29 protein-coding genes are annotated in these 25,413 nt (G+C 61.3%); 16 read left to right on the top strand and 13 right to left on the bottom strand.

Features of this window, described 5'->3' with window-relative positions; translation table 11 throughout:
* The first annotated feature begins 75 nt into the window (after window positions 1-75).
* Genes K3724_RS11665 through K3724_RS11655 form a run of 3 tightly spaced genes read left to right on the top strand, consistent with a single transcriptional unit; the run spans window position 76 to window position 1,592 of the window.
* A complete protein-coding gene (locus K3724_RS11665) occupies window positions 76-657 on the top strand; it encodes a TetR/AcrR family transcriptional regulator (RefSeq protein WP_259984958.1) in 582 nt (193 codons plus the stop codon).
* A gap of 21 nt (window positions 658-678) precedes the next feature.
* On the top strand, window positions 679-972 hold the full coding sequence (locus K3724_RS11660; protein WP_259984956.1) for a YciI family protein: 294 nt from the start codon (window positions 679-681) through the stop codon (window positions 970-972).
* Window positions 969-1,592, top strand: coding sequence for a DNA-3-methyladenine glycosylase I (locus tag K3724_RS11655; protein ID WP_259984954.1), 624 nt, complete (start codon window positions 969-971; stop codon window positions 1,590-1,592). The genes K3724_RS11660 and K3724_RS11655 overlap by 4 nt, the downstream gene beginning before the upstream one ends.
* A gap of 105 nt (window positions 1,593-1,697) precedes the next feature.
* Here K3724_RS11655 and K3724_RS11650 read toward each other — a convergent pair whose 3' ends face one another.
* Window positions 1,698-2,390 carry a metal-dependent hydrolase gene (locus K3724_RS11650; RefSeq protein ID WP_259984952.1) on the bottom strand — a complete coding sequence of 231 codons (693 nt, stop codon included), beginning with the start codon at window positions 2,388-2,390 and terminating at the stop codon, window positions 1,698-1,700.
* Between the two features lie 186 nt (window positions 2,391-2,576).
* On the opposite strand from K3724_RS11650, the gene gatC reads away from it, so the two are divergent.
* The 6 genes from gatC to K3724_RS11620 all read left to right on the top strand — a co-directional run bounded on the left by gatC (window position 2,577) and on the right by K3724_RS11620 (window position 8,847).
* The gene (gene gatC / locus K3724_RS11645; RefSeq protein ID WP_259984949.1) at window positions 2,577-2,864 is read left to right on the top strand and encodes an Asp-tRNA(Asn)/Glu-tRNA(Gln) amidotransferase subunit GatC; all 288 of its coding nucleotides are present in this window, start codon (window positions 2,577-2,579) and stop codon (window positions 2,862-2,864) included.
* 5 nt (window positions 2,865-2,869) lie between these two features.
* Window positions 2,870-4,357 (top strand): Asp-tRNA(Asn)/Glu-tRNA(Gln) amidotransferase subunit GatA, encoded by a 1,488-nt coding sequence (gene gatA, locus K3724_RS11640; RefSeq protein WP_259984947.1) that lies wholly within the window; start codon window positions 2,870-2,872, stop codon window positions 4,355-4,357.
* Between the two features lie 41 nt (window positions 4,358-4,398).
* On the top strand, window positions 4,399-5,175 hold the full coding sequence (locus tag K3724_RS11635) for a hypothetical protein (RefSeq protein WP_259984945.1): 777 nt from the start codon (window positions 4,399-4,401) through the stop codon (window positions 5,173-5,175).
* Window positions 5,175-5,864 (top strand): N-acetylmuramoyl-L-alanine amidase, encoded by a 690-nt coding sequence (locus tag K3724_RS11630; protein ID WP_259984943.1) that lies wholly within the window; start codon window positions 5,175-5,177, stop codon window positions 5,862-5,864. Before K3724_RS11635 ends, K3724_RS11630 begins: the two co-directional genes overlap by 1 nt.
* An 809-nt stretch (window positions 5,865-6,673) precedes the next feature.
* Window positions 6,674-7,012 (top strand): carboxymuconolactone decarboxylase family protein, encoded by a 339-nt coding sequence (locus K3724_RS11625; RefSeq protein WP_259984940.1) that lies wholly within the window; start codon window positions 6,674-6,676, stop codon window positions 7,010-7,012.
* A gap of 104 nt (window positions 7,013-7,116) precedes the next feature.
* The gene (locus tag K3724_RS11620; protein ID WP_259984938.1) at window positions 7,117-8,847 is read left to right on the top strand and encodes a sigma-54-dependent Fis family transcriptional regulator; all 1,731 of its coding nucleotides are present in this window, start codon (window positions 7,117-7,119) and stop codon (window positions 8,845-8,847) included.
* A 110-nt stretch (window positions 8,848-8,957) separates the two neighbouring features.
* On the opposite strand, the gene K3724_RS11615 is transcribed toward K3724_RS11620, so the two are convergent.
* The 11 genes from K3724_RS11615 to K3724_RS11565 form a co-directional block, all read right to left on the bottom strand.
* Window positions 8,958-10,250 (bottom strand): HupE/UreJ family protein, encoded by a 1,293-nt coding sequence (locus tag K3724_RS11615; RefSeq protein ID WP_259984936.1) that lies wholly within the window; start codon window positions 10,248-10,250, stop codon window positions 8,958-8,960.
* A 56-nt stretch (window positions 10,251-10,306) separates the two neighbouring features.
* The gene (locus tag K3724_RS11610) at window positions 10,307-10,897 is read right to left on the bottom strand and encodes a VOC family protein (protein ID WP_259984934.1); all 591 of its coding nucleotides are present in this window, start codon (window positions 10,895-10,897) and stop codon (window positions 10,307-10,309) included.
* A 110-nt stretch (window positions 10,898-11,007) separates the two neighbouring features.
* Window positions 11,008-12,585 carry a GMC family oxidoreductase gene (locus K3724_RS11605; protein ID WP_259984932.1) on the bottom strand — a complete coding sequence of 526 codons (1,578 nt, stop codon included), beginning with the start codon at window positions 12,583-12,585 and terminating at the stop codon, window positions 11,008-11,010.
* Between the two features lie 12 nt (window positions 12,586-12,597).
* A complete protein-coding gene (locus tag K3724_RS11600; protein ID WP_259984930.1) occupies window positions 12,598-13,191 on the bottom strand; it encodes a hypothetical protein in 594 nt (197 codons plus the stop codon).
* 35 nt (window positions 13,192-13,226) lie between these two features.
* Window positions 13,227-13,925, bottom strand: a complete 699-nt coding sequence (locus K3724_RS11595) for a lipoyl protein ligase domain-containing protein (protein WP_259984929.1) — start codon at window positions 13,923-13,925, stop codon at window positions 13,227-13,229.
* On the bottom strand, window positions 13,922-14,554 hold the full coding sequence (locus tag K3724_RS11590; RefSeq protein ID WP_259984927.1) for a 2-oxo acid dehydrogenase subunit E2: 633 nt from the start codon (window positions 14,552-14,554) through the stop codon (window positions 13,922-13,924). Before K3724_RS11590 ends, K3724_RS11595 begins: the two co-directional genes overlap by 4 nt.
* Before the next feature lie 50 nt (window positions 14,555-14,604).
* Window positions 14,605-14,838 carry a biotin/lipoyl-containing protein gene (locus K3724_RS11585; protein WP_102916034.1) on the bottom strand — a complete coding sequence of 78 codons (234 nt, stop codon included), beginning with the start codon at window positions 14,836-14,838 and terminating at the stop codon, window positions 14,605-14,607.
* A gap of 71 nt (window positions 14,839-14,909) precedes the next feature.
* Complete coding sequence (locus K3724_RS11580) at window positions 14,910-15,935, bottom strand: alpha-ketoacid dehydrogenase subunit beta (protein WP_259984922.1); 1,026 nt, start codon at window positions 15,933-15,935, stop codon at window positions 14,910-14,912.
* 21 nt (window positions 15,936-15,956) lie between these two features.
* A complete protein-coding gene (locus tag K3724_RS11575; RefSeq protein ID WP_259984920.1) occupies window positions 15,957-16,943 on the bottom strand; it encodes a thiamine pyrophosphate-dependent dehydrogenase E1 component subunit alpha in 987 nt (328 codons plus the stop codon).
* A gap of 902 nt (window positions 16,944-17,845) precedes the next feature.
* Window positions 17,846-18,865, bottom strand: a complete 1,020-nt coding sequence (locus K3724_RS11570) for an IS110 family transposase (RefSeq protein WP_259984918.1) — start codon at window positions 18,863-18,865, stop codon at window positions 17,846-17,848.
* 263 nt (window positions 18,866-19,128) lie between these two features.
* Entirely contained in the window at window positions 19,129-20,019 is an 891-nt protein-coding gene (locus K3724_RS11565; protein WP_259984917.1) for a LysR family transcriptional regulator, read from the bottom strand.
* A gap of 113 nt (window positions 20,020-20,132) precedes the next feature.
* Here K3724_RS11565 and K3724_RS11560 point away from each other — a divergent pair, with 113 nt between their 5' ends.
* From K3724_RS11560 to K3724_RS11545, 4 genes are all read left to right on the top strand, one after another.
* Window positions 20,133-20,891 carry a class II aldolase and adducin N-terminal domain-containing protein gene (locus K3724_RS11560; protein ID WP_259984915.1) on the top strand — a complete coding sequence of 253 codons (759 nt, stop codon included), beginning with the start codon at window positions 20,133-20,135 and terminating at the stop codon, window positions 20,889-20,891.
* A 104-nt stretch (window positions 20,892-20,995) separates the two neighbouring features.
* Window positions 20,996-22,024: a fatty acid desaturase gene (locus K3724_RS11555; RefSeq protein WP_259984914.1), complete on the top strand. Its 1,029-nt coding sequence runs from the start codon at window positions 20,996-20,998 to the stop codon at window positions 22,022-22,024.
* Between the two features lie 34 nt (window positions 22,025-22,058).
* Window positions 22,059-22,370 (top strand): non-heme iron oxygenase ferredoxin subunit, encoded by a 312-nt coding sequence (locus tag K3724_RS11550; protein ID WP_259984912.1) that lies wholly within the window; start codon window positions 22,059-22,061, stop codon window positions 22,368-22,370.
* Window positions 22,371-22,532: 162 nt separating this feature from the next.
* Window positions 22,533-22,721: a hypothetical protein gene (locus K3724_RS11545; RefSeq protein ID WP_259984910.1), complete on the top strand. Its 189-nt coding sequence runs from the start codon at window positions 22,533-22,535 to the stop codon at window positions 22,719-22,721.
* On the opposite strand, the gene K3724_RS11540 is transcribed toward K3724_RS11545, so the two are convergent.
* Window positions 22,718-23,476, bottom strand: coding sequence for an alpha/beta fold hydrolase (locus K3724_RS11540; protein ID WP_259984908.1), 759 nt, complete (start codon window positions 23,474-23,476; stop codon window positions 22,718-22,720). The two genes, K3724_RS11545 and K3724_RS11540, sit on opposite strands and share 4 nt — an antisense overlap.
* 103 nt (window positions 23,477-23,579) lie before the next feature.
* Here K3724_RS11540 and K3724_RS11535 point away from each other — a divergent pair, with 103 nt between their 5' ends.
* The 3 genes from K3724_RS11535 to K3724_RS11525 all read left to right on the top strand — a co-directional run bounded on the left by K3724_RS11535 (window position 23,580) and on the right by K3724_RS11525 (window position 25,375).
* Entirely contained in the window at window positions 23,580-23,945 is a 366-nt protein-coding gene (locus tag K3724_RS11535; RefSeq protein ID WP_259984906.1) for a hypothetical protein, read from the top strand.
* Window positions 23,946-24,010: 65 nt separating this feature from the next.
* Window positions 24,011-24,607 (top strand): TetR/AcrR family transcriptional regulator, encoded by a 597-nt coding sequence (locus K3724_RS11530; protein WP_259984903.1) that lies wholly within the window; start codon window positions 24,011-24,013, stop codon window positions 24,605-24,607.
* 90 nt (window positions 24,608-24,697) lie between these two features.
* Window positions 24,698-25,375 carry a PspA/IM30 family protein gene (locus K3724_RS11525; protein WP_259984901.1) on the top strand — a complete coding sequence of 226 codons (678 nt, stop codon included), beginning with the start codon at window positions 24,698-24,700 and terminating at the stop codon, window positions 25,373-25,375.
* Window positions 25,376-25,413 lie beyond the last annotated feature (38 nt).

Genomic DNA, 25,413 nt, shown 5'->3' with positions numbered 1-25,413 from the left:
GCCCGTCTTTTGGTGATTGCAATATTAGGTCACTTGTCCTATTTGTGATGTAGGTCAATTGTCCTAGAGGTTTGGATGACGCAGGAAACAACCAGAGACCGGATTGCAGAAGCCGCCGATCAGCTGTTCTATGAGCGCGGGTTCGAGGCGACGTCATTCGCGGATATCGCCGCTGCAGTTGGCATCTCGCGCGGAAATTTCTACTATCATTTCAAGACCAAGGACGAGATCCTTGAAGCGGTGATCGCGCGCCGCATGGCCAGGACCTGCACCATGCTGAAGGATTGGCAGGCCCAGGGCAGCAGCCCTGGGCAGCGGATTGCCTGCTTTATCCGCATCCTGATCGCCAATCAGGCCAAGATCACCCTCTACGGCTGCCCGGTTGGCACGCTGGTGGCGGAACTGGGCAAATTGGACCACGCCGCCCGGGAACAGGCCAATGCCATTTTCACCCTGTTCCGCGATTGGCTGTGCCGCCAGTTTGAGCAGGCGGGCTGCGGCGAAGCGGCGGACTCCCTGGCCATGCACCTGCTGGCCCGCAGCCAGGGGGCGGCAACGCTGGCGCAGGCGTTTGGCGACGTGGAATTCATCAATAGAGAAGTGGCGCTGATGCTGGATTGGCTCGGCGATCAGCTGCCAGGGGATCACCCCGCCTAACCTTCATCACAGGAGACACGCATGTATTTTATTTTGCTTTCATTTGCGGCGCAGAAGGATCGCCTTGCCGAGTTTTTGGAAGGCCACAAGGCCTGGCTGCAACAGGGGTTCGAGGACGGGGTGTTCCTTGCTGCCGGGTCCATGACCGATGGCGAAGGCGGCGCGATCCTTGCCGTGGGCGAAGGCGAAGAGGAACTGGCCGCCCGCGTCGCGCAGGATCCTTTTGTGACCGGCGGCGTGGTGGAACCGGAAATCATCGGCGTGGCACCCACAATGATGGACCCCCGGCTTGACTTCCTGCGGGGCGGGGAATGAGCGGCACCATCACCGCCGCCGACGGCCACCCCCGCTGCGCCTGGAGCGCCTCGGCGCCCGATTTTCTGCGTTACCACGACGAGGAATGGGGGTATCCGGTCGGCGACGACATAAGGCTGTTTGAGAAGGTCTGCCTGGAAAGCTTCCAGTCCGGCCTCAGCTGGCGCACCATTCTGGATAAGCGCGAGAACTTCCGCGCCGCCTTTGCCGGCTTTGACTTCAACGAAATGGCCAAGTTCGGCGAACGGGACGTGGAGCGGCTGCTGCAGGACAAGGGCATCATCCGCCACCGGGGTAAAATTGAAGCGGTGATCAACAACGCTGCCCGCGCCCAGGAGCTGGTGGCTGAGGCCGGCTCGCTTGCGGCGTTTTTCTGGAGTTTCGAGCCAAGACCGGAAGATCTTCCGGAACCGCAGACCGCCTCAACCAGTCCCGATTCCGTGGCCCTGTCCAAGGCGCTGAAAAAACGCGGCTGGAAATTTGTCGGCCCGACGACTGCCTTTGCCTTTATGCAGGCGATGGGTCTGATCAACGACCACGCCAACGGCTGTATTTGCCGGGAGAAAGCGGCCGAGGCGAGAAAGACCTTTACCGCGCCAGGGCTGGAAACGTCTGAGTGAAGCGCAACTGCGCCGGGCCGCAGGCCCGGCGCCCGGCCCAACGGGCGCGGGTCCGCCCTGCGGATCCTGCAACGGGCGGGAGTGCCCCGGTGCGACCCAAAGCGGTTACAGCTCGATTGCTTTCATGACCTCCGGTTCAATGACCTCGACCCCTGGCAGTCCCTCGATCAGATCCGATGCGTCCTGCTCCAGGATTGGGAAGGTTTTGTAATGGCAGGGGATCACCGTCTTGAAGCGGAAATAGCGCTTGGCGGCATAGGCGGTTTGTTTCATGTCCATGGTGAAATGCCCGCCTGCGGACAGGATACCGATATCGGGTTTGTAGTAATCCGCCATCCAGTCCATGTCGGCCATAATCGCAGTGTCGCCGGACAGGTACACTGTCTTGTCTTCTGCCATCAGCATGTAACCGACCTCTGATCCGCCAGTGCGCAAGCCGTCCTGCGTGTTGAAGGTTGAGCTGTGCGAGGCGGGCACCATCGCAACCTTCACCCCGCCCAGATCCACCGTGCCGCCTTTGTTGAAGCCCACGGTCTCAACCCCTTCAGTCTCGCCCCACAGCCCCATCAGGTCGTATTGCCCGATCACCGGCACCTCCAGCCGTTTTGCCAGCGGCAGCACATCCACCACATGGTCGAAATGCACATGGGTCAGCAGGATATGGGTGGCGCCTGTAATGGCGGCGTCATGCTGATCCTCCGGCAAAACCGGATTGCCGCTGAGCCAAGGGTCCACCAGCAGCACCTGGCCGCCTGTTTCGATGCGGAACGATCCGTGTCCCAGCCAAATAATCTTCATCTCAAATCTCCTCCCGTGGCTTTTGGCCGAAGCCTAACAGGCTTGCTGCGAAATGGAATTGAAGCCTGCGGAAAATTTGCCCGCCCGCCAGGCAGGTCAGGCCAGGATGCAGCGAAGGACCCTTGCAGGCTTGCAGGCGGGGCGGTGCGGCGGTAAATGCCTATCCAACACCAGATGAGGGTTCCCATGTCGATTGACCAAAGCACCGCCGCCAAGGTGGCCAAACTGGCCCGGATCAAGGTTGAAGACGCAGCACTTCCGGCGCTGGCGGACGAGTTCAACACGATCCTGGGCTTCATCGAACAGCTGAACGAAGTGGATGTTGACGGCGTCGAGCCGATGACCTCGGTCACCCCGCAGCGCCTCAAGCGCCGGGTGGATGAAGTCACCGATGGCAGCCAGCAGGACAAGGTGCTGGCCAACGCCCCCGATGCCCGCGAAGGCTTCTTCGCAGTGCCCAAAGTGGTGGAGTAAGAGACATGAGCGATCTGAATAAACTGGGCCTGGCAGAGGCCCGCGACGCGCTGCGCAAGGGCGATACCACCTCTGTTGAGCTGACCGAAGCCTGCCTCAAGGCGATTGACGCCGCAGTTGCGCTGAACGCCTTTGTGCACAAGACCCCGGAGATTGCGCTGGACCGCGCCAAGGCCGCAGACGAACGTATCAAGGCGGGGAATGCCCCCTCCATGTGCGGCCTGCCGGTCGGCATCAAGGATCTGTTCTGCACCAAAGGTGTGCCGTCGCAGGCGGCCTCGGGGATTCTGGAAGGCTTCAAGCCGGAATACGAATCCACTGTCTCGCAAAAGCTGGCTGATGCCGGTTCCGTCATGCTGGGCAAGCTGAACATGGACGAATTCGCCATGGGATCGTCCAACGAGACCTCGGTTTACGGCAATGCCGTCAGCCCCTGGCGCCGCGGCAATGACGAGGCCCAGCTGACGCCCGGCGGCTCCTCCGGCGGTTCGGCCTCGGCTGTGGCAGCAGACCTTTGCCTGGCGGCTACCGGAACCGACACCGGCGGCTCGATCCGCCAGCCTGCCGCCTTTACCGGCACTGTCGGCATCAAGCCGACCTATGGCCGCTGCTCGCGCTGGGGCATCGTTGCCTTTGCCTCCTCGCTGGATCAGGCCGGGCCGATGACCAAATCGGTGCGCGACGCGGCGATCATGCTGGAAGCCATGTGCGGCTATGACCCCAAGGATTCGACCAGCGCCGAACTGGCAGTGCCGGATTTCGAGGCGATGCTGACCGGCGACATCAAGGGCAAGAAGATCGGTATCCCCAAGGAATACCGGATGGATGGCATGCCGGGCGAGATTGAAAAGCTGTGGTCCGATGGTGCTGACATGCTGAAGGCCGCAGGCGCCGAGATCGTGGATATCTCGCTGCCGCATACCAAATACGCGCTGCCTGCCTATTATGTGATTGCCCCGGCAGAAGCGTCCTCGAACCTGGCGCGCTACGACGGTGTCCGCTATGGCCAGCGCGCCGCGCTGGAGGCTGGCGACGGCATCACCGAGATGTACGAAAAGACCCGCGCCGAAGGTTTTGGTCCCGAGGTGCAGCGCCGGGTGATGGTTGGCACCTATGTGCTGTCGGCAGGCTTCTATGACGCCTATTACAACCGCGCCCGCCGCGTCCGCACTCTGATCAAGAAAGATTTCGAGGACGTCTTTGCCGCTGGCGTCGATGCGATTCTGACCCCGGCCACCCCGTCCGCGGCCTTTGGCCTGGGTGAGATGACGGATGCCGATCCGGTGCAGATGTACCTGAACGACGTCTTCACCGTCACCGTGAACCTGGCAGGCCTGCCAGGGATTGCGGTGCCCGCGGGGCTGGATGCCCAAGGCCTGCCGCTGGGTCTGCAGCTGATCGGCAAGCCCTGGGATGAGGGCGATCTGCTGAACACTGCCTATGCGCTGGAGAATGCTGCCGGCTTTGTAGCCAAGCCGCAGCAATGGTGGTAATGCTCAGCTCAATGAGTTGAGCAGAACTGACAGGTAACCCCATGCGCGCATTCGCATCTTACGCCGCTGCAGGCAGCCTTCTGGTTATGGCTGCCTGTTCCCCTCAGGTCCCCGACAGTGCCGCAAACGTCGGCATTGACGGCGATCCGTTTGCACCGCCGCCCGCAGCGGGCACCACAATTACAGGGGCGCCGCTGGTGCCGCCTGCACGGGTCTCGACCGAACCCTATCAGGTAAGCCCGGCGCCGCGCAGCCCAGGGTCGGTTGCGGCGGCAGGCACGTTCTCCTCGTCTGTGCCGGCCGCTGGCAGCGATGCCGATATTGCCCGCGAAACGGCTGCGGCCCTTGCTGCTTCACAGTCGAATTCCGGGATCGCGCCGCTGCAGGCCAGCCCCTCCAACCCGGCGCCGCAGCCGGGCGGGAATGCCAGTATTTCGGATGAGAACGACTTCCAGGCGGTCTCCTCCCGTCAGTCGATCGAAAGCGATGCCGCCCGGCTGGAGCGCCAGCGGGCGCAATACCAGCAGGTGCAGCCGGTTGCCGTGCCGCAGCGGACCGATACTGCCAGTCCCAACATCGTGCGTTACGCGCTGAGCACCAGCAACCCCAAGGGTGCCCGCCTCTACAGCCGTGCGGGCATCAACCTGCAGGCCCGCAGCAAGCGAAACTGCGCCGAGTTTGCCTCATCTGATCAGGCCCAGACCGCCTTCCTCGACGCAGGCGGCCCGCAGCGGGACCGCAAGGCGCTGGATCCGGACGGCGACGGCTTTGCCTGCGGCTGGGACCCGGCACCGTACCGGCAGGCCGTCCAGAACTGATGGCGCCGGATCAGTGCGGGCCTGATCATCCGGGCGCCATCTGGCACCCCAGCCCGAATTCAGGGCCGCGCAGGGACGGTCTGACGCCGTCCCTGATTGTGTTGCATTACACCGCGATGAAAAGCGCACAGGCCGCACTGAAACGGCTCTGCGACCCGGTTGCCGAGGTTTCCGCCCACTACCTGATCGGAGCGGACGGCACCCTCTGGCAACTGGTGGCTGAGGCAGGCCGCGCCTGGCATGCCGGGGCAGGGGAGTGGTGCGGCCAGGCGGATATAAACTCCCGCTCCATCGGCATCGAACTGGATAATCGCGGCAATCACCCCTTCAGCGCGCCGCAGATGGCAGCGTTGGAAGATCTGATGCAGGGTATCATGCAGCGCTGGTCTATCGCTCCGGCCGGGGTCATCGGCCATTCCTGCATGGCGCCGGGGCGCAAGGCCGACCCCGGCCCGCGGTTCGACTGGGCCCGGCTGGCCCGCCAGGGATTGGCTGAAGACGCCGGAAACGGCGAGAGGCCGCAAACCCGGACGTTTGATCACTTCCGCAAGGCCGCCCGCAAGGCCGGCTTCACAGCGCCGGCGGATGACAAAGCGCTGCTGGCCGCTGTCCGCTTGCGTTTCCGGCCTTGGGCGCGCGGGCCGCTCTCGCCTGAGGATTTTATTCCGCTTGGCCGGGGTGGCCTCTGAACATGATGTTCAGCGAGGCTCTGCCTCGCGCTCCGGGATATTTCCGGCCAGATGAACAGGGGGATCCTGTATTCTTCTGGCTGCCAATATCTACCGTGGACCTTTGGCCAACATCCTGGCGCGACGATATCAAGGGCATTGAGCGTGGAGACACCAAATATCTGAATGCTCAATGCCCTTGCCGATTCAGCGAAGCAGCCGTTTGAGTAAAACGCGGCGAAAGCTGGCGGAGAGCCCACAGCAGAGCTGTCAAAATCATGCTGCGCGCGCACGCAACACGCTGATGCGCTGTGCCGCAGAGATTCTCCCTCCGCATTGCAGAAGGAAAAGCGGTCTTTCCTGCAGTGCAGGGCGGATCCGTCTGTGGCGTTGCAACTGATTGAGCATCGCACAGCGGTTCTAAAGGCGGAAATACCGCACATAGTGATCATCCTGGAGTACTCTGCCTATTTGGTTAGACGGGTTCCGTCCAATGACACTGCGGCAGCAAACAGGATTCTCGGCGTATCGCCGCTCTGTGGTGGCCCGGAGTGTTTTAGGGTCAGGACCCACGCAGCATCTAATTGGGCAGGAAAGCCCGAAAACCTTTGAAATCCGTGCAGGCAGGCAGCTAGCAGACTGCAACTGTCTCATTTGCATGCTCGATGAGACAATTTCTCCGTCTCGAAAGAGAGTTCGGCCCTAGCGCTTTCTAAGCACGTTGAATGCAGCAATACTTTCCCCGGCCACCCAGCAATAGACAGACGCAGCCGGCAGCGGGCAGATCCGTGAACCGGCCGTCCCATAGTACTTGACGGAGAACCCGGAAATTGACGACAGCTTACAAGGACCAAGCCGCAGCAATCGACAAGCGCGCAGGAGCGCTGTTCAAAGCGGCACCAGGGGTCATGTCACCCTACAGCCAGCTTGTGAAAGCGGCTTCAGCTGAGGCGGCGCTGAGCAGCAAAACCAAGGAATTGATGGCGTTTTCGATCTCCATTGCTATCCGCTGCGAGGATTGCATCCTGTTCCACCTGCGCGCTGCGCTCAAGCATGGGGCCAGCCGGGAAGAGGTGGTCGAGGCGATCTCTGTTGCGGTCGAGATGGGCGGCGGGCCGTCAGTGGTTTACGGTGGACGGGCTTTGGAAGCGCTGGAAGGCTTGCTTTGACTGTCGTTCGGGTTTGACCAGGTTGGACACAGAGCATGATTTCAGCGAAACTCGCCTGACAATCGGTAAGCAACGGAAAGGCTGAAGAACAGGAGGTGCAAGAAATGTCCGCTTTTTTGGACAGGACATCCGTGGACAAGCTGATCCGGTCCTCACGGGAGCGGAGCCAATCCAAGCACAGCCTGACGTCAAGCACCAGAAACCCGATCCTGCGGCTGCAGGCCGACGAAATCATCCACCGCAATGAGAGGTTTCTGGATCAGGCTGGCGGGGCGGCGGCAGAGGTAGACAAATCCGCTCTGCTGCCCAGCCGCTCTAGGTATTGCTTGCTGATCACTGATGCAGACGGAATTGTAATTGAATCCTATGCGCCCGAGGGGGTGGAGGCGGAATTTCAAAGAAGCGGCCTTGTCAGAGGGGCGGTATGGGATGAGCGTGTTGCAGGCACCAATGGGATCGCGATGGCGATGCAGTCCGGCCGGGTCCTGACGGTACGCGGAGGCGAGCATTTTTACGATTGCTTTCACCAGCTCAGCTGCAGCTCAGCGCCGCTGACCGATGCCCAGAACAACCTGATCGGAACAATAACGCTGGTGGGATCTCTGCATCGGCGTCCCGAGGAACACGCCTTGTGCGAGCAGGTCGTGCGGCGAGCCTCCCGTCAGTTTCAAACACGCCTGTTTCGCAATTTTCACGCGGACAAGCTCACCGGGCGCGTGTTGTCGCAGGACTTGGAGCAGAACCGCATCTTTGAAACCCTGGTGGCCTGCGATGAAGACGGTGTCATCATCTCGCACCTGCCGCTCTGGCGCGATGCCGCACGGCCGACCGAACACCAGGGTCTTGCAGGGCGTTACATTTCCGATTTGAAAAACCTTAAAATCAGCCTGCGCGGGCCGGCTGTGGTTCCGCCCAAGCGCAAGGTGCTGCACCCCGATAAGCCGCGCCTTCCTGCGCGGATCGACAAGGACGCCACACTGGGGCGGCTGATTGCGGAGGGCGGCGGCTTGCCGGTCTTGGCGGAGCGGGCCCGCAAACTGGTGGCGCACCGGGTGCCATTGCTGATTTGCGGCGCGGCTGGCACAGGGGCCGGACGGTTTGCCCGGGCGCTTTTGGAAGACCAGAACCTCGACACTCCAATGACGCTCACCCTAGATGCGGCCCATAGCGGCACCGAAACCGATCTCGCAGAGGCACTGAAAAGCCTGGACTTCCTCAGCGATTACCCGGTTTGCGACATAGCTCCGACATTGATCCTGAAGAATGTCGAAACTCTGTCGGCAGAAGCGCAAGCAGTCCTCGAACGCTATCTTGACAGCAGCCGGGCAGACAGCGGCTCAAAGGCGCATCCTCCGGTGGTGCTGTTCACCGCGGGCAAACCGTGGCTGCAGCTTGAGAGTGACGAGGGCATTCCCAGGAACCTCTTGTATCTTCTGGCACAGTCAGTTGTTGAACTGCCGCCGGTTACCGAGCGGGATTGCGAGACGGTGCTGGCCAATGTCATCGCGGAGAGTTTTGATACTGCCATCGAGATCGCTGAAAACGCCCTGGATGTGCTGACCGGTTACCATTGGCCAGGCAACAGGCGGGAAATGCTGGCTGTTCTGCGCGAGGCGGTGATTTGCGGCAACGGCAGGCGGATCAACGTGACCGACCTTCCGGCACGCTTGCTGGCGCCGCGGGAGGAAAGTTCCAAAGCGCTGACGCGGGCGTCGCTGCGGGACGCGTTGGACAGCACCAACTGGAACGTGACAAAGGCCGCGCGCCTGCTGGGCAAGAGCCGCGCAACGCTCAACCGCTGGATTGCCTCGGAAGGGCTGCAGCGTCCGGAATAGTTTCTTGGACCTGCACCCGATCAACCAAGTGCGCCCAGGAACCCGGCAAAGCAGCGTGCCTTGATTTCGATCAGGAACCCGGTGCGAACAGGTCTTCAACCCTTCTGAAATCACGCTACGGCGAAAGCGCTGGCCGTATCGGACAGGCGCGAGATCGCCGCCGAAATTGCGAAGACCATTATGCCAAGCACTACTGCTTTGCGCCACGAGATTCGGATTTTGGGCGGGATACGGTCAGCAATCACAATCAATGGCAGAGCCATTGCGTAAATGGCAAACTGACATAGCTCCAACCCTATCGCGAAAGAAATCAGAACCAGAGGATCAAACTGGCCCGTGAAAAGCGCTTCGGACGCCGAAGCGGCAAAACCGTAACCATGAAACAATCCGACAATCAGAAGGCTTGCCCAGCCGAACGCACGGCCCTGCCGCAGGAAAACAGCGGCGCAGGCGTAGATGATCGACAAGATGATCGCGGTTTCGACCACCGGCACGAACCAGGACGCTGACGGTGCAAAACCGTAAAGGCCGGCCACGAGGGTGATCATATGCCCGACAGTGAAGGCTGAGGCCCAGGAAAGTGCCTGACGCCAGTGCTGTGCCGCGATGGCGATCAGGGTGATCAAGGCCAGGTGATCGGGCCCGCGATAAATATGCTCGGCCCCCGACTTGGCGGTGTCCAGCAGGATCTTGGTTGTCGTCGGCAAGGCTGGAAAGGACACTTGCAGCACGCCCATTGTCGCCCTTGTTTCGATGCCTGTTTCCCGGTGCAGTTTCGTCACTGTTCCGAGACTCTCCATCACACGAAAATTCCGGCCAAGCTGGGAGTCCAGGCGTATTTCCTGCGCCAGGATGCCGGAGGGTACGGAGATCATAACATCAAGCGTGAGATCGAAGTAAGGCAGCGGTGTCTCGCGGTCTTTGCTAAACGGAGCCTCATAGGCAGATAGCGCGGACTTGAGGGTGCCAAAAGAAGGACGTGCGCTGTCTTCCCAGAACCTGAACTTCTCGACCCGGGTTTCCTGGCGTTGCCCCGAGACCCATAGTGTCACAACATCGCGCAGCCGCAGTTTCACCGCCTCGTCTGACTTTGCGATGGCAGCGGTGTCAAGAACCGGCTCACCGTTCATTTCGGCAGCAAAAGGAGGAAGCCGAACCTCGTCTCTGCCTTGCCAGTCATCGGGCAAGAGCGCCAGGGGCGCGGGCATGCGGATCAGGATCATCGCCCGATCATTGCCTTGCGCCGCGATATGGATGATGCGCGGATCAGCGTTGCTGAAATGCGCACGGGCACCCTGAGGGCCGCAGAAAAGCACGGCAAGCGACAGTAAGGCGATAAACAGGCTTTTTCGGAATGGAACGATCCCGGAAGATCTTGGCTCCGTCATATCAAATTCCCCCATCTTCCGGACCCCTGATGTCGATTGCAGAGGTCCGGATTGTTGTGATTTCCTGGTTTTCAGGAACGCGGGTCCCAAAGACGGCTATCGCCCCTTTGGTCGAATGCGATGCCGTCGGGATGGCTTACAATTTCCATCTGCATGCCCCAAGGCGACAGGAAATACACCCATTCCAGGCCTTCCAGTTCCGTTCCGGGCAGCGGGTGGGGCGCCTCCAGGACCTGAACACCGTTGTCGCGCAGGTATTGCGTCGCCGTGTTGATATCGTCGACATAGAGCGCGATATGATAGCCGCCGATGTCGCTGTTCTTCGGCGGGGTCTTGTTCTGATCCGGAGCAGCGTATTTGAACACCTCGAGTGCAGGGCCGTTGCCACAGCGCACCATTGTGATGATGTCGATCACGGCATTGGCGTCGACATTGAGATTCCTGGTCATCCAGTCATCCTCGAACGGGCCGAACGGACCGAACGAAAAGAATGACTCACAGCCCAGCACGTCGACTAGGAATTCCACCGCCTCGTCAACATCCGGCACCGTAATTCCGATATGTTGCGTGCCGCGCATGCCGGGCATCTGGGCCACAGCCGCGGCCGGTATGCTCAATCCCAGCAGGGTCATAAGGGTGATACTTTTCAGTTTTCCGAACATGTCGATTTCCTTCTGTTTTGTCGCCGCTTCGGGGGGGCATAAGAAACTCCCGAAGCGGCAGGGGCAGCCCGCCTCGAAAGAATGGGCCGCCAGGGAGAAAACGTGCCGCGTCAGATGTTCTGCGCGTTCATTTCCTGTGCGATGTATTCCGCCTGGCGGATGGCCAGCGCCACGATGGTCAGCGTCGGGTTGCAGGCCGCCGAGGAGGTGAACTGGCTGCCATCCGAGACAAACAGGTTATCGATGTCATGCGTCTGCCCGTAGGCATTGACGACGCCCTTGGCGGGATCGGCGTGCATCCGGTTGGTGCCCATGTTGTGGGTCGCCGGATAGGCGGGCAGCTCATAGACATCAGTGGCGCCGACGGCCTCGTAAATCTGCGCCGAGGTCTCGTACATATGTGCCGTCATCTCGTAGTCGTTGTTATGCGGGGTCTTGGAGACGACCGGCACCGGCAGACCGTACTGATCGGTCTCGCTGCCGTGCAGGGTGATCGCGTTTCGCTCCTGCGCCAGATCCTCGCCCAGCACCCAGACTCCTGACATCCGGTCGTAGTTTTCCAGCGCGCCTGCCACGCTGCGGCCCCAGCCGGTGTTTCCCGGTTCCAGGAAGGCGGCCATGAACGGCAGGCCAAGCGATAGGAATTCAAGGTAGTAACCGCCGCTGAACCCGCGCGAAGCGTCGTGGTAGACCTCATCGCCGACGATCCCGGCCACCGAGGTGCCGCGGTGCATATGCACCTTCTCCGGCAGCACCGCGTAGACCCCGCCGGTGGTGTGGTTCATGTAGTTCTTGCCCACCTGGCCGGAGGAATTGGCAAGGCCGTCCGGGAACATCGCGGAGGCCGAGTTCAGCAGCATCCGCGGGCTTTCGATGGAATTGCCCGCGACGCAGACAACACGCGCCTTCTGGCGGTGCTGGTTGCCCTCGCTGTCTGCATAAACCACCGCGTTCACCTTGCCTGCATCGTCATGCTCGATCCGCAGCACCATCGCATCGGTGCGCACCTCGCAGTTGCCGGTGTCCTCGGCGCGGGGCAGTTCGGTGTACATCGTCGACCACTTGGCGCCGATGGCGCAGCCCTGCATGCAGAACCCGATCTGCTGGCAGGCCGGGCGGCCGTCACGTTCAACCGAGTTGATCGCCATCGGTCCCGAGCGGTAATCGCTGCGCCCGGTGCGGCGGCAGCCTTCGGCCAGCACCCGGAACCCGTTGTTCCAGGGAAGATGCGGCATGCCGGTGGTTCTGCCGGTGACGCCCATCTTCAGCTCGGCCTTTTCATACCAGGGCGTCATTTCCGCCAGGTCGATCGGCCAGTCTTCGACATTGGCGCCGTCGATTTCGCCATAGGTGCTGCGGGTCTTGAACTCGAAATCCTTGAACCGCAGGGCGACGCCCGCCCAGTGGATGGTCGAGCCGCCATAGCCTTTGACGATCCAGGCAGGCAGCGTCGGGTGGTTCACCGCCCCGTGCCAGCCGCCGCCGGAATAGCGTTTATCCAGCCAGGAGATTTTCTGGAACATTGCCCATTCGTCGTTTTCGATATCGCTCAGGTCAAACCGCTTGCCAGCTTCCAGAACAACCGATTTGACACCCTTCTGGGCCAGTTCGTTTGCCAGGGTGCCACCGCCCGCGCCGGAGCCGATGATGACAACCACATTGTCGTCGTTGAGGTCGAATTTTGTCATGTCAGCCTCCCCTTATGCCTGAACGTCGGCCATGCGTTCCTCAAGGGTCGGCCCCTCGGGAACAAAGGTGATGTCGGAGAACCCACGGTCGATGTAGCCGCCGTGCTCAACTGAGGAGCCCTCGTAGCCGAATAGCGGCCAGACCTCCTTGTTGTCGTAGATGCCAAAGTAGGCGGTCCAGCGGACCCCCTGAAAGAAGCCCTCGTCCTGAAAATGGCGCAGCAGGCCTTCACGCGCGTCCGGGTCTTCGATGCCAGTGTAAGGGGTGCCGAACAGCTCCTGCGCCTTGGCGTCGATCCGCGCCAGGCCATCAGTCAGCCCACTGGCGGTCGCCGCATCCGCTTCGGCGTTCTTCATCACTGTGGCAGCAATCGCCTCGTAGTGTGAAACCTGCAGCACATCCGGATGCGGGTAGATATCCTGGATCATCCGCAGCAGGCTGGCGCCCTGCGCCTCGTCGAGCACCGCTGATGACGCAAAGGATGCGCTTCCGAGCATGGCATTGGTGGTGACGCCGGCCAGTGTGGTCGTCATCAGGAACATGCGGCGGTTCATGGCGGCACTGCCGCCCTTCTCCTTGCCGCGCCGGTGGAATCTGATTGTCATGGTTACTCTCCTCCCAGTGAGTGGTGTTGATGCGGTCAGGCCGCTTGTTTTTCGCGGCGCGTCAGAGCAGTCAGCCGGTCCTCCGCGGCTCTGATCAGGGCGCCGGGAAAGGCTGATTGGCCCATGCTGCCGGGTAACAGCGCGTCCAGGGCAATATGAGCACCCGTCCGTAAGGGCGGTTCTGCTGCAAAGGCGGCGGCCTGCAACTGCCGAAGCACCGGCCACAGATCCGGCTGCGGCGTCCGGACGAGAATCGCGGCATGCGCCAGCACAACCCTCTCCCGCGTCGCGGCGCGCCAGCGCTGTGCGGTGCCAGCCAGCTTGCGGCCGCCTGCAAGAACGTTCCAGGCGCCATCGCAGAAGGCGCCCGGGCAGGCGCCGGTTTCTGCGGTGATGTCAAATCGGGTCAGCGCCTCAGTCACCGCGCCGCAGATCATCCGGTAGCCGTCCTCCACCGTGAAACCCGCCGCACAGGGCAGCACCATGGCAAGGTTCAGGGTAGATGGTCCTTGTGGAACAATGCCGCCGCCGCTTCCGCGCACGGTGACCGGCCAGCCCTGTTCGGCTGCTTCGGCCATCGAGCGTTGCATACCATCCCTGCGTGCTACGGCAGCCGGAACCACCAGTGCGGTTTCTGCCGCCTGCCACAGCATCAGCGCAGGCTTACCCTTCTGCAATAGGGTGGCTTCGCGAGCTATCCCGTCTGCAGCGGTGGAAAACGGCGGGGTGATCATGGCGCGAAACCTTCGATCGCCTCGCAAAGATCCGTCAGGAACTTCGCCGCTGGGGCGCCGTCAATGGCCCTGTGGTCAAAGGTCAGCGACAGGCCCGCATAAGGCTTCCAGGCGATGGCATCGCCGTCGCGCACCGCGGTTTCGACCGTGCGTCCGATGCCGAGAATGGCAATCTGCGGCGCATTCAGGATCGGCGTGAACTGCTCCACCCGGCTGAGGCCGAGGTTGGAGACCGTGAATGTGCCGCCTGTCATCTCCGGCACTGTCAACTTGTTTGTCCTTGCGCGGGCCACCAGATCCCGCCGCGCAGCCCGAAGGCCTTCAAGGTCCAGGCTTTCCGCCCCGAAGATCGCGGGTGCCGCCAGCAGGTTGCCCGGCAGGGCGATGGCAACCCCCAGATCAATGGCATCCGGCAGATGCACAGCGCGGTCCTGCACGGTGCCGTTGATGTCCGGATGGCGCCGCAGAGTTCGGACCACCGCACCTATCAGCAGGTCTTCGACCGACAGCGCGGTGCCCGCTTCCTTGAGATGCGCCTTGGCCGCCAGCAGTGCAGTCATGTCTGCCCGTGCATGGTGGGTCAGCTGCGCCGCGTCGCGCAGCGAGGCGCACATCTTGTCAGCGATCATCCCGCGTGCCCCGCGCAGGGGAACCACAGCAGGACTTGCCGCCTGCACGGTCATGAGACCGCCCCGATCACGTCGCCCTTGGCCGCAACTTCGTCCTGCTGCTTTGCGATGCTCAGGGTGCCGCTTACCGGTGCGGTGATTTCGTACTGGACCTTGGCCGTCATGATCTCGGCAATCAGCGCGCCCTGGGTGACTTGTGCGCCGTCACTTGCCAGCCAGGCGGTGATGACGCATTCGTCATCGCCCTCCCACAAGCCGGATGGAATGATGATATCGTTTGCCACTTGGCAATCTCCTCTTGGCGCCGCCCCGGCACCGCGGGGCAGCTGATTGTTTCTAGGAATTTTGAGTGCGTTCAGGCCGGAACCGGCGCCCCGCAAAGGTCGCGGGCGGCTGCGGCGATTTTGTCCGCATTGGGCAGGCAGTGCTGTTCCATCACCCGAGCAAAGGGGATCGGCACATCCGGATAGGCGATCCGCCGCGGCGGCGCCTTCAGGTCTGCCATGTTGCTCTCGGTGACCGTGGCGATGATCTCACCCGAGACGCCGTAGCTGTGATAATCCTCATCGACCACAATCAGCCGCCCGGTCTTGGCGACGCTGGCGCGCACCGTTTCGCGATCCAATGGCACCAGCGAGCGCAGATCGACCACTTCGGCGCTAATGCCTTGCTGGGCCAGCGCATCGGCGGCCTTCAGCCCGTGATGCACGCCCTGGGCAATTGACACGATGGTCACATCGCGCCCTTCGCGGGCAATAGCCGCCTTGCCGATCTCAACTTCATAGCTTTCTTCCGGCACATGGGTAATTGCGCCCGCCTCGGTGCCCAGCCAGCCCATGCCCTGCAGTCCCTTGTGATACATGTAAATCACCGGGTTCGGATCACGGATTGCCGCCGTCATCAGCCCTTTGGCGTCATAGGCGTTGGAGGGACTCACGACCTTCATGCCGGGCAAATGCGCAAAGCTGCCGTAAAGGCACTGCGAATGCTGCCCCGCATCCGAATAGCCGCCGCCGGTGGAGGTCATCAGCACCATCGGCACGTTGACGTTGCCGCCCGAGAAGTAGGTGTTCTTGGCCATAAGGTTGTAGATCGCGTCAAAGCAGACGCCGAAGAAATCCACAAACATCAGCTCAACCACCGGCTTCATGCCATCCTGCGCCGCACCCACCGCGGCGCCGATGAACCCGGTCTCGGAAATCGGGGTATCGCGGACCCGTTCCTTGCCGAATTCCTCCAGCAGGCCGCGGGTGTTGCCAAAGACACCGCCAAGTTCAGCGATATCTTCACCCATCACGAACACGCTCGGGTCATCACGCATTTCCTGCGCAGTGGCCTCGGCCATCGCCCGTGCAATTGTCAGTTTCCGTTCATTTTCCATGTGTTTTCCTCCCTAGAGCCTTCAGGCAAAAACGGCTGTCAGCGCGTCTTCGGGTTTCGGATCGGCGCTGCCACGGGCAAAGCGGATCGCCTCATCCACCGCCGCCTGGGCGCCGGTTTCTAGCGCGTCCAGTTCGGCATCCGTAAAGCTGCCGCCAGCCAGCAGCCGGGCGCGCATCACCGGGATCGGGTCCTTGGCGAACAGCCCGTCTTTCTCGCCATCGGGGCGGTAGCCCTCGGCATCGCCCATGAAGTGGCCCGCCAGCCGGTAGGTTTCGACCTCGATCAGCGTCGGGCCTTCGCCGCGGCGCGCCCGCGCGATGGCTTCGCCTGCCACCTCGTAGATCTTCCGGGGGTCGTTGCCGGGAATGTAATGGCCGGGAATGCCATACGCCGCCGCCCGGTCCGAGTTGCGCTTGATCGCGGTGGAGGCTTCCTTGGAGACCGAAATCCCCCAGGCGTTATCCTCAACCACCACCACCATCGGCAGCTTCCAGACCGCCGCCAGGTTCAGCGCTTCGTGAAACGCGCCCTGGTTTGCCGCGCCTTCACCGATGAATGAAACCGCAACCCCCGGCTTGCCCTGGATCTGGCGCGACAGCGCCGCGCCGGCGGCGGGTCCCATGCCTTGCGCGATGATGCCGGAACAGGCGAAGTTCACCTCGGCATCGAAGATATGCATATGGCCGCCGCGGCCGCCGGACAGGCCGGTTGCCTTGCCGAAAATCTCGGCAGCCATCTTCTTCAGGTCTACGCCCTTGGCAATCGCCTGATGATGCGGGCGGTGCGTGGCCGTGACCACGTCCCCGGCCTCTAGATGGGCGCAGACCCCCACGGCAACGGGCTCCTGACCGTCCGACAGGTGCATCTCACCCGGGATCGGGCCGTCCGCCATGTTGAAGACAGGCGATTTGCCTTCCATATAGATCTTTTCGATGGCGTTCTCGAAACGACGGCTTGTCACCATCTTTTCATACATCCACGCCAAGGTGCCTTTTGCTGGCTGCATAATTCCTCTCCTCCTTGTCAGAGAAAAGGCTGCCGCGCTGCCGACACCGTTGACAGCGTTTTCAGGCGCTCGTCGACGGTTCGTGAAAAACTGTCTCATTCTACAGGGCTGCGAGACAGCCGCTAGAAAAACGAAGCACTAGGATTGCTGTTATGCCGCCGCTGGGAAGAGCAGAGGCGGGAAGCCTGATATCCCTCAGGGCTGCACCGAGCCGGAATCACTGAATGTGCTGCGGGCAAGAACTGATGCCTTCTCCAGGAATTGCCTCTTGTTTCCTTCAGTCGGGAAATTGTGGCAGCTGCGGATGCGATTGGCGCTTTGCCGATTTAATTTCTATATGTGCTGGCTGTGTCTGCCGCATCTCAATAACGGCAACGTTGCACTTCGGGCTCGAGTACCAGAAATTGTGCGATTCTCTTGCAAGACCTTGCGTCTCGAATGTTGAGCCTGGCAGCAGCCAGTTGAGGTTATGGAAGACGCAGCCAAGCTGCGGAACTGGATGGCCTGTTCGGTGAAACCCGCTGCATTGCAGAAAGGCTGCTGTTGCAGGTTCAAAGAAGTTCTCGCGTTTTCTGCAAGCGCATTCTCCGCAGTTGCATAAGTCCGGATTGTCCTGTGTGGATGGCGTCTGCTTTGCAAGGAAAGAATGCGTTGATTGCGCGGTTGGTCAGTACAGTCCTGTGTCCGGCCTTTGATCGTGGCGTCGATACTTGCCGCTGGCCTTGACGGGTTCCGCAAACCTGCTCCCAATCGGCGACGCGAACCTGTGAGTTCAGGACAAAGCACGGGATTTCAGGTTTTCGGATGACCGCACGTGCCATCCGTTGCCCGGCAGGCGATTTGCACGGCAAATCTGCCGAGAGGGGGCATTCGTCTTGCAATTCGGTTTTGTTCGGCTCCTTCTATGCCGCTGATTGGCGGTAGTACGTATCTTTGGTGCGGATCGCCCAGATGATCCTGGCCGCCTTGTTCGCCATAGCAATCGTTGCGAGGCGGACGGGTTTGCGTCCAAGAAGCTGCTTGATCCATGGATGCACACGTTCCGGGTATCCACGTGCACGCTGTACTTGAGAGGTCATGCCGATCACGAGCAATCGTCGAAGATAGCGATCACCTTTCTTGCTGATACGCCCCAAACGCTCTTTGCCACCGCTCGATCTGTTAAGGGGTGTCAGCCCCTGCCAGGCGGCAAACTCACGTCCGTTCTTGAATTGGCGACCGTCACCGGTGGTGGCCACAATGGCCGAAGCGGTGACGGGGCCAACGCCTGGCACTTTCCTAACCCGTTTGGCGCGCTCATCGATCCGGGAATGATACTCAATCAGCTTGTCATAAAAGGTCACCCGCTCATCGAGAGCAACAACCTGTTCGCAGAGTGTTTTGAGCATGCTCTTGGCCACATCAGGCATGTCTAGGCAGCCGTCCGTCTGAAATGTCTTAATGAAACGCATCGCAGCAACCGGTCCGTTCCCGATCACATGGCCAAACTCACGAAGAAGACCGCGGATTACGTTCAACATCCGGGTCTTTCGGCGGACGATAAGCTGTCGCACCCGATGGATGGTCAGCAGGGCCTGTTGCTCTTTCGACTTCACAGCAACAAACCGCATGGTCGGTCGTGTGACGGCCTCGCAGATTGCCTCCGCATCGACGGCGTCTGTCTTTCCGCGCTTCACATACGGCTTCACATAGACCGCTGGCATTAGCCGCACATCATGACCGATCGCAGTTAGTTCACGCGCCCAATGATGTGCGGATCCGCAGGCCTCAATCCCAACAAGACAGTTTTGTAACGCCTCAAAGAAATTGAGCATTTGTTTGCGCCGGATCGAACGATTGAAAACAACTGTTCCGTCAGCGGAGATACCGTGAACTTGAAAAACGTCCTTTCCAAGATCCAATCCTATTGTCGTAACTTCCAAGGCGGAGCTCCATTCCTAGCTGGTGAAAACATCTGCACTATGCCGCATTGCGCGACGGTTCGGTGCAGATGCCATCCACTCCATCCGCTCTTCACCAGTTCGAACAACGCGCAGCGAATGGCCACTGTATCGTGTGTTCTCCTTGTGTTCCTCACAATCCCCATCTGTGCACGTTTGGGGCGGTTGGGCCTTTAACTGAGATGAATATTTTGTCTTGATTTTGCCCCCATTACAGAAGGTCAGGCGCGGGCCTCATGTTGGTGCTATACAGGAGGCAGTTCACCCTCCAGCCACTCCAGAAACGCCCGCGACGCCGGGGTGCTGGCATGGCTGGGAGGCGGCATCAGGAAATAGTTCTCCAGCAATTCCGCTGAATGCCCGCTGGGTTTGACCAATTGGCCGCTTTCCAGCAGCCCGCCGGCCAGCGTGTCGTGCGACATGGAGATACCGGCGCCGTTCACCGCCGCCGTCATGGCGATCACGTAGGTGGAGGCCAGGTTGATCTCGTGATTGCGTTCAAACATGCGCCCTTGCGATTTGAACCACGCCCCCCAAGAGCCTGTCACACCGCCGCAATCCAACAGGGTCCCGGTCTCGAAATCAACTTTGCCGTCCTGATAGCCCGGCGCGCAGACAGGGTAGAACCGGTCCCGCGTCAGCCGGACGGCGGCGGCCGACATGTCGGCAGGGCGGCCAAAGCGGATCTCGGTGCCTGCATTGGCGGCATGGCGTTCGGGATCCCAGATCGGGGTCACGATGTTCAGCACCAGCCAGGGGAACTTTTGGTACAGACGGGGCAGGCGGGGTGACAGCCAGAACACCGAAAAGGCCATATTGCACTGCAAAACCAGGTGCCGCCCCTGATCGCCGCCGGTGAAAGCCTGCGTTCCGGCTGCAATCAGGTCAAAGGCCTCGCGCACGATGGGCGTGTAATTGGCGCCGGCTTCGGAAAGTTCCAGCGCGCGGGTTTTGCGGATGAACAGCTCGCGGCCCAGAAAAGTCTCCAGGCTGCGCACATGCTGGCTGATCGCCGATTGCGTCAGGTTCAGCTCGCCTGCGGCGCGGGTGAAGGACAGATGCCGCGCGCTGGCCTCAAATGCGCGCAGCCAGGTGAGCGGGGGCAGCGAAGAAGAGGGCGAGACAGGAGAAGACACGGACGTACGACCTATGCATTAATTCAATTAATGCATTAGCGCTGAATCAATCATTTGTCAGCCGGCAATTCTGCTGGCACCACTTGTGCATCAACAGTTTCGGAGGCGTCAGAATGAACAAGCAAGCGGATCTCAGCCCGAACCTCACCCATTGGCAGGAGCGTGTCGATATGGCTGCTGCGTTCCGCTGGACGGCCAAGCTGGACATGCATGAGGCGGTGGCCAACCACTTCAGCCTGGCGGTGAACGAGGACGGCAGCCAGTTCCTGATGAACCCGAACCAGGTGCATTTTTCCCGGGTCAAGGCCTCGGACCTGTTGCTGCTGGACGCCAATGACCCCAAGACGATGGAGCGCCCCGATGCGCCGGACCCGACCGCCTGGGGGCTGCACGGCTCGATCCATCGCCTGTGTCCCCATGCGCGCTGCGTGATGCATGTGCATTCGATCCACGCCACAGTGCTGGCTTGCCTGGCCGACAGCACCCTGCCGCCGATCGACCAGAACACAGCGACCTTCTACAACCGCTATGTGATAGACAACGGCTTTGGCGGCTTGGCGTTTGACGACGAGGGCGCGCGCTGCGCGTCGATGCTGACCGACCCCAAGGTCAAGACCATGATCATGGGCAACCACGGGGTGCTGATCATCGGCGACGATGTCGCGGATACTTTCAACCGTCTCTATTACTTTGAGCGCGCCGCCGAGACTTATATCCGGGCGCTGCAGACCGGCCAGAAGCTGCGGGTGCTGAGCGACGAGATCGCCGAGAAGACCGCGCAGGAGCTGGAGGATTATCCCAGCCAGGCCGAACGCCACCTAGCCGAGCTGAAGGCGATCCTCGACGACGAAGGCGCCAATTACGCGAGCTGAGCAGGCAGTCCTGGAAGGTGCGGAAGCCACGGGTGGTCAGCAGACGGCCCGGAGGTTTTCTGCACCCGTCTGACACATCACTTCAGCCATCCGGAAGGTTACAGATGCCTGATTATATCCCCACAAATGCCGCGTCTTCCGGGGTGAAGCTCGACAAGAAAACGCTGAAATCCATCGCTGCCCGCAGCGACAGGCCCGGCCTGATCTATATCGCTCAATGGGTTGCTTATCTGGCGGCCACCGGCGCGCTGGTCTGGGCAACGCTCGGCACACTCTGGGTCTGGCCTGCGATGCTGCTGCATGGCATCTTCCTGACCGTGCCGGCCTATTCCTTCAGCCATGAAACCGCGCATGGCACCGCCTTCCGCAGCCGCTGGCTGAACGAGGCGGTGCTGTGGGTGACCTCGCTCCTTTACATGGAGGAGCCGCTGCACCGCCGCTACACCCACACCAACCACCACACCCATACCTGGTGGGTGGGCAAGGACAGCCAGATGCCATTCGATACACCGATGGGTTTTGGCGGCTGGCTGGCCGAGATCACCGGCTTTGCGCTGTTGCGGTTCCACATGCAGGTGTTCGTGCATCTGGCGGCGGGCCGCTACACTGATACGATGAAGATGGTCACGCCGGAAGGCGAGTTCGCCAGGATGACCCGCAACGCGCGCATTATGCTGATGATCTATGCGCTGATCGCCGCGGCGCCGTTCTTTGGTATCTGGTGGGTGGTCTGGTTCCTGGTGATCCCGCGCATCCTGGGTGCTCCCGTCATGCTGCTGTTCACCCTGATCCAGCACGTGGAGCTGCAGGAGAATTCACCTTCGATACTGGAGAGCACCCGCTCGTTCCGCAGCAACTGGCTGGCCGAATTCCTCTATATGAAGATGAACAACCACGTCGAACATCATCTGTATCCGCAGGTGCCGTTCCACGCGCTGCCCAAACTGGCCGAGGCGGTGCAGGATCAGCTGCCAGAGCCGGATCCGGGCTTCTGCAAGACCAATATTGAGGTGCTGTCGGTGGTGCTGCGCCGCTCGCTTGGCCGCCCGACCAAGGCCGCCAGCATCCGCCAGGCGCCGCATATGATCACCGGGGGCGGCCCGGTGGAACGTGTCGCGCAGCGGACAATGTGAGTTATGCCGGAAAACACCAATCAGGAGCCACAGCATGAGCCAATGGATAGACGCCTGCGCCACCGATGACATCGACGAGGAGGACCTGATCGCCTGGCAGCACGGAGGTAAATCATACGCGATCTACAACACTGAAAAGGGGTTCTTCGCCTCGGATCTGATGTGCACGCATGAAGAGCAGAGTCTGGAGGACGGGCTGGTGATTGATTGTGTCATTGAATGCCCGCTGCATGGCGGCCGGTTTGATATCTGCACCGGCAAGGCGCTGTCGGCGCCGGTGCATCTTGATCTTAAGACCTATCCGGTAAAGGTCGAGGGCGGCCGGGTTTTTGTGAACATCGCCTGACCCGCGTCTCCCCGGCCAGTGCTTCGCCGCAAAGTAAGCCGCCGGCGCCCCATTGGGGCCGCCCTTTTGATTGGCTTGCAATCTGATCCTGATCAAGGCGGCAGATTCTCACTCTCCCTATGCAAGTACTCAAACAGACTCGGCAGTTATAGGAGAAACCCCATGTTGCGCCTTGCATCCATTCTTTACTCGCTGATCGGCAGCAGCCTGGCGGGCATTGGCGTCATTGTGGTTCTGGTCGCAGGCATGACCAATGTTCCGGCCATCCTGGCCTCGGCGGCCATTGGGGCTGTGCTGGGGGTGCCGGTTGCCTGGCTGGTGGCCAAGCAGCTTTACGCCCGCGGCGCCTAGGCGCTCAGGAACACCCGCGCGGCGGCTTCGAACTCGCGCGGCTTTTCGGCGTGCAGCCAATGGCCCGCACCGGGTAGTTTGGCAAAGCGGGCGGGGGGAAAGCGCGCACGGATCTCGTCGCGGTGTTCGGGCAGCACATAGTCCGATTCAGACCCGGACAGGAACAGCGCAGGCCCCTCCCAGGCGGCATCCGTCTCAGGGAAGGACATGATGTCCGGCATCTGATCCGCCAGCGTGTCCAGGTTCAGTTTCCAGCGCTTGTTCGCAATATCCAGCGATTGGGTGAAAAAGCTCTGCAGCGCAGGCTCCACTCCGGCCTTGGCCAGCTGCGCGGCGGCTTCCGGGCGGCGCTCGACCGTCTCCAGGTCCACTGTGCGCATGGCGTGAATGTATTGGATCTGGGTATGGCCATAGGCAACCGGCGCAATGTCCGCCACTACCAGGCGGCGTACCGTATCAGGGTGGTTCAGTGCCAGCGTCATTGCCGCCTTGCCGCCCATTGAATGTCCGATCACATCCATTTGCCCGCCCTGCGCGGCAATCACTTCGGCCAGGTCTTCGGCCAGTTCAGGATAGCTGTGGCTTTTGGTCCGCGGGCTGTCGCCGTGATTGCGCATATCAACGGCAACCACCAGCCGCTCATCCGACAGGCGTTTGGCAATAACACCCCAGTTCCGGGCCGAGCCATAAAGGCCATGGGCAATCAGCAGCGGGGTTTTGTTTGTGGCAGTGCCATGTGTGATCGTGTTCAGCATAAGTTCTAGATACCCGCGCAGGCAAAGGCTTGCCACCCCCATTGAGACAGCCGCAGGCGCAGGCTAGGGTAGCGGTGAACAGCAGCTGAGGGAGAGTGCCGGAATGGCCGCCAGCCTGGACCAGGATATCGAAGACATCCGCACGTTGCTGAAGGAGCGCGAACAGGCCTCCGGCGATCTGGCCGCCGCATTGAAACGGGCGCGCCGCCGCCTGCCGCGCCGGATCTACAAGCAGGGCATGAAACTTGCCGATGCGCTGCCGATGCTGGAGCACCCCAAGTTGCGGCCGACGGTGGACGAGAAACCGCTGCGCGGCGCCGCACGCGAAGTGAAGGCGCATTTGCAGAAAATCGACCTGGCCGACCGGCGCAAGGGCTTTTGGCTGGGGGTACTGGGCAGTGTGGCGTTTTCCCTTCTGGTGGTGCTGATTCTGCTGGTCGTTGTCTTGCGCTGGCGCGGCCTGATCTGATTTCCTGCTTTACGCCGCTGTTGCCTGCGGTATTTTGAACGCGGTTCAAGAAGGGGCAGGGTGCCATGGCAGGCAAGGTGGAAGCGCGCAAGGCGGCGCTGCGGGAAAAACTGGTGGAAGCGGCAGAGATCCGCATTGCCCGCGACGGGGCAGGGGCGCTGCGTGCCCGTGACATGGCCCAGGATGCGGGCTGTGCGCTGGGGGCAATCTATAACGCTTTCGACGATCTGAATGCCATTATCATGGCGGTGAACGGGCGCACCTTCTGCAGGCTGGGCGCTGCGGTCAGGGCATCGGTGGCGGATGCCGGTGCGGAACCTCCTACTGCCCGCCTGATCCTGATGAGCAACGCCTACCTGCATTTTGCCATCGGCAACACCAACCTGTGGCGGGCGCTGTTTGATTTGCAGATGACCGCAGAGGGGCCGGTGCCCGGCTGGTATCTGGACGCGCTGGAGGGGCTCTTTGCCAATATCGCCCGCCCGGTGGGGGAATTGTTCCCGGGGATGGGCGCAGAGGAAACCGGCCTGATGGTGCGGGCGCTGTTCTCCTCTGTGCATGGCATTGTGCTCTTGGGGCTGGAACGGCGTATCTCGGGGGTGCCCCCGGAACAGATCGAAACGATGATAGCCCAGGTTCTTAATCAAATCGGCAAACAGTAATTTTTGAACATCGTTCAAAATAATTCTTGAACGGCGTTCAAAATTGTGCGATCACTCCCCTTGTGAACGATGTTCAAGATGGAGGAAGAGATGTTCGCCACTCTGAAGACCCTGATCACCGGTGCCAATGCCCGGGCTGAAGAACAGCTGCGGGAGACCTATTCGATCGAGCTGATCACCCAGAAGATCCGCGAGGCCGAAGGAAATCTGAAGGCGGCCAAGCTGACCCTGGCCAGCCTGATCCAACGTCAGCGCGCCGAACAGCGCCAGATCGAAACCCTGCAAACCCGCGTAGGGGACCTGATGGCCCGGGCCGGTGAAGCGCTGGAAGGCGGGCGCGAGGACCTGGCGCAAACTGCGGCACAGGCAGTGGCCGAGATGGAGAATGAGCTGACAGTCCGCCGCCAGACCCTGGACCGGCTGGAAGCCCGTATCCTGCAGCTGCGCCAGTCGGTGGAAACCGCCAGCCGCCGCATCACCGATCTGAAACAGGGCGCCATAGCTGCCCGTGCGACGCGGCGCGAGCAGGACATCCAGCGCCGCCTGCGCCGCCACACCGGCGGTGACAGCCCGGCCGAAGAGGCCGAGGCGCTGATCAGCCAGGTCCTGCAGCGCGATGACCCGTTCGAGCAGGGCGAGATCCTGCGCGAAATCGACGGAGAGCTGAACAGCAGCACCATCGCCGATGATCTGGCAGACGCCGGTTTCGGCCCCCGCAGCCGCAGCACCGCTGCTGATGTGCTGAACCGGCTGAAAGTTAAAGACTGACCGGGCACAGCCCAGGCACCTCCCGGACCGCCGGGTGA

Origin of the sequence: Leisingera sp. M658, assembly GCF_025144145.1 — a bacterium.
Classification (GTDB): domain Bacteria; phylum Pseudomonadota; class Alphaproteobacteria; order Rhodobacterales; family Rhodobacteraceae; genus Leisingera.
This window is presented reverse-complemented; position numbering and strand designations above follow the sequence as displayed.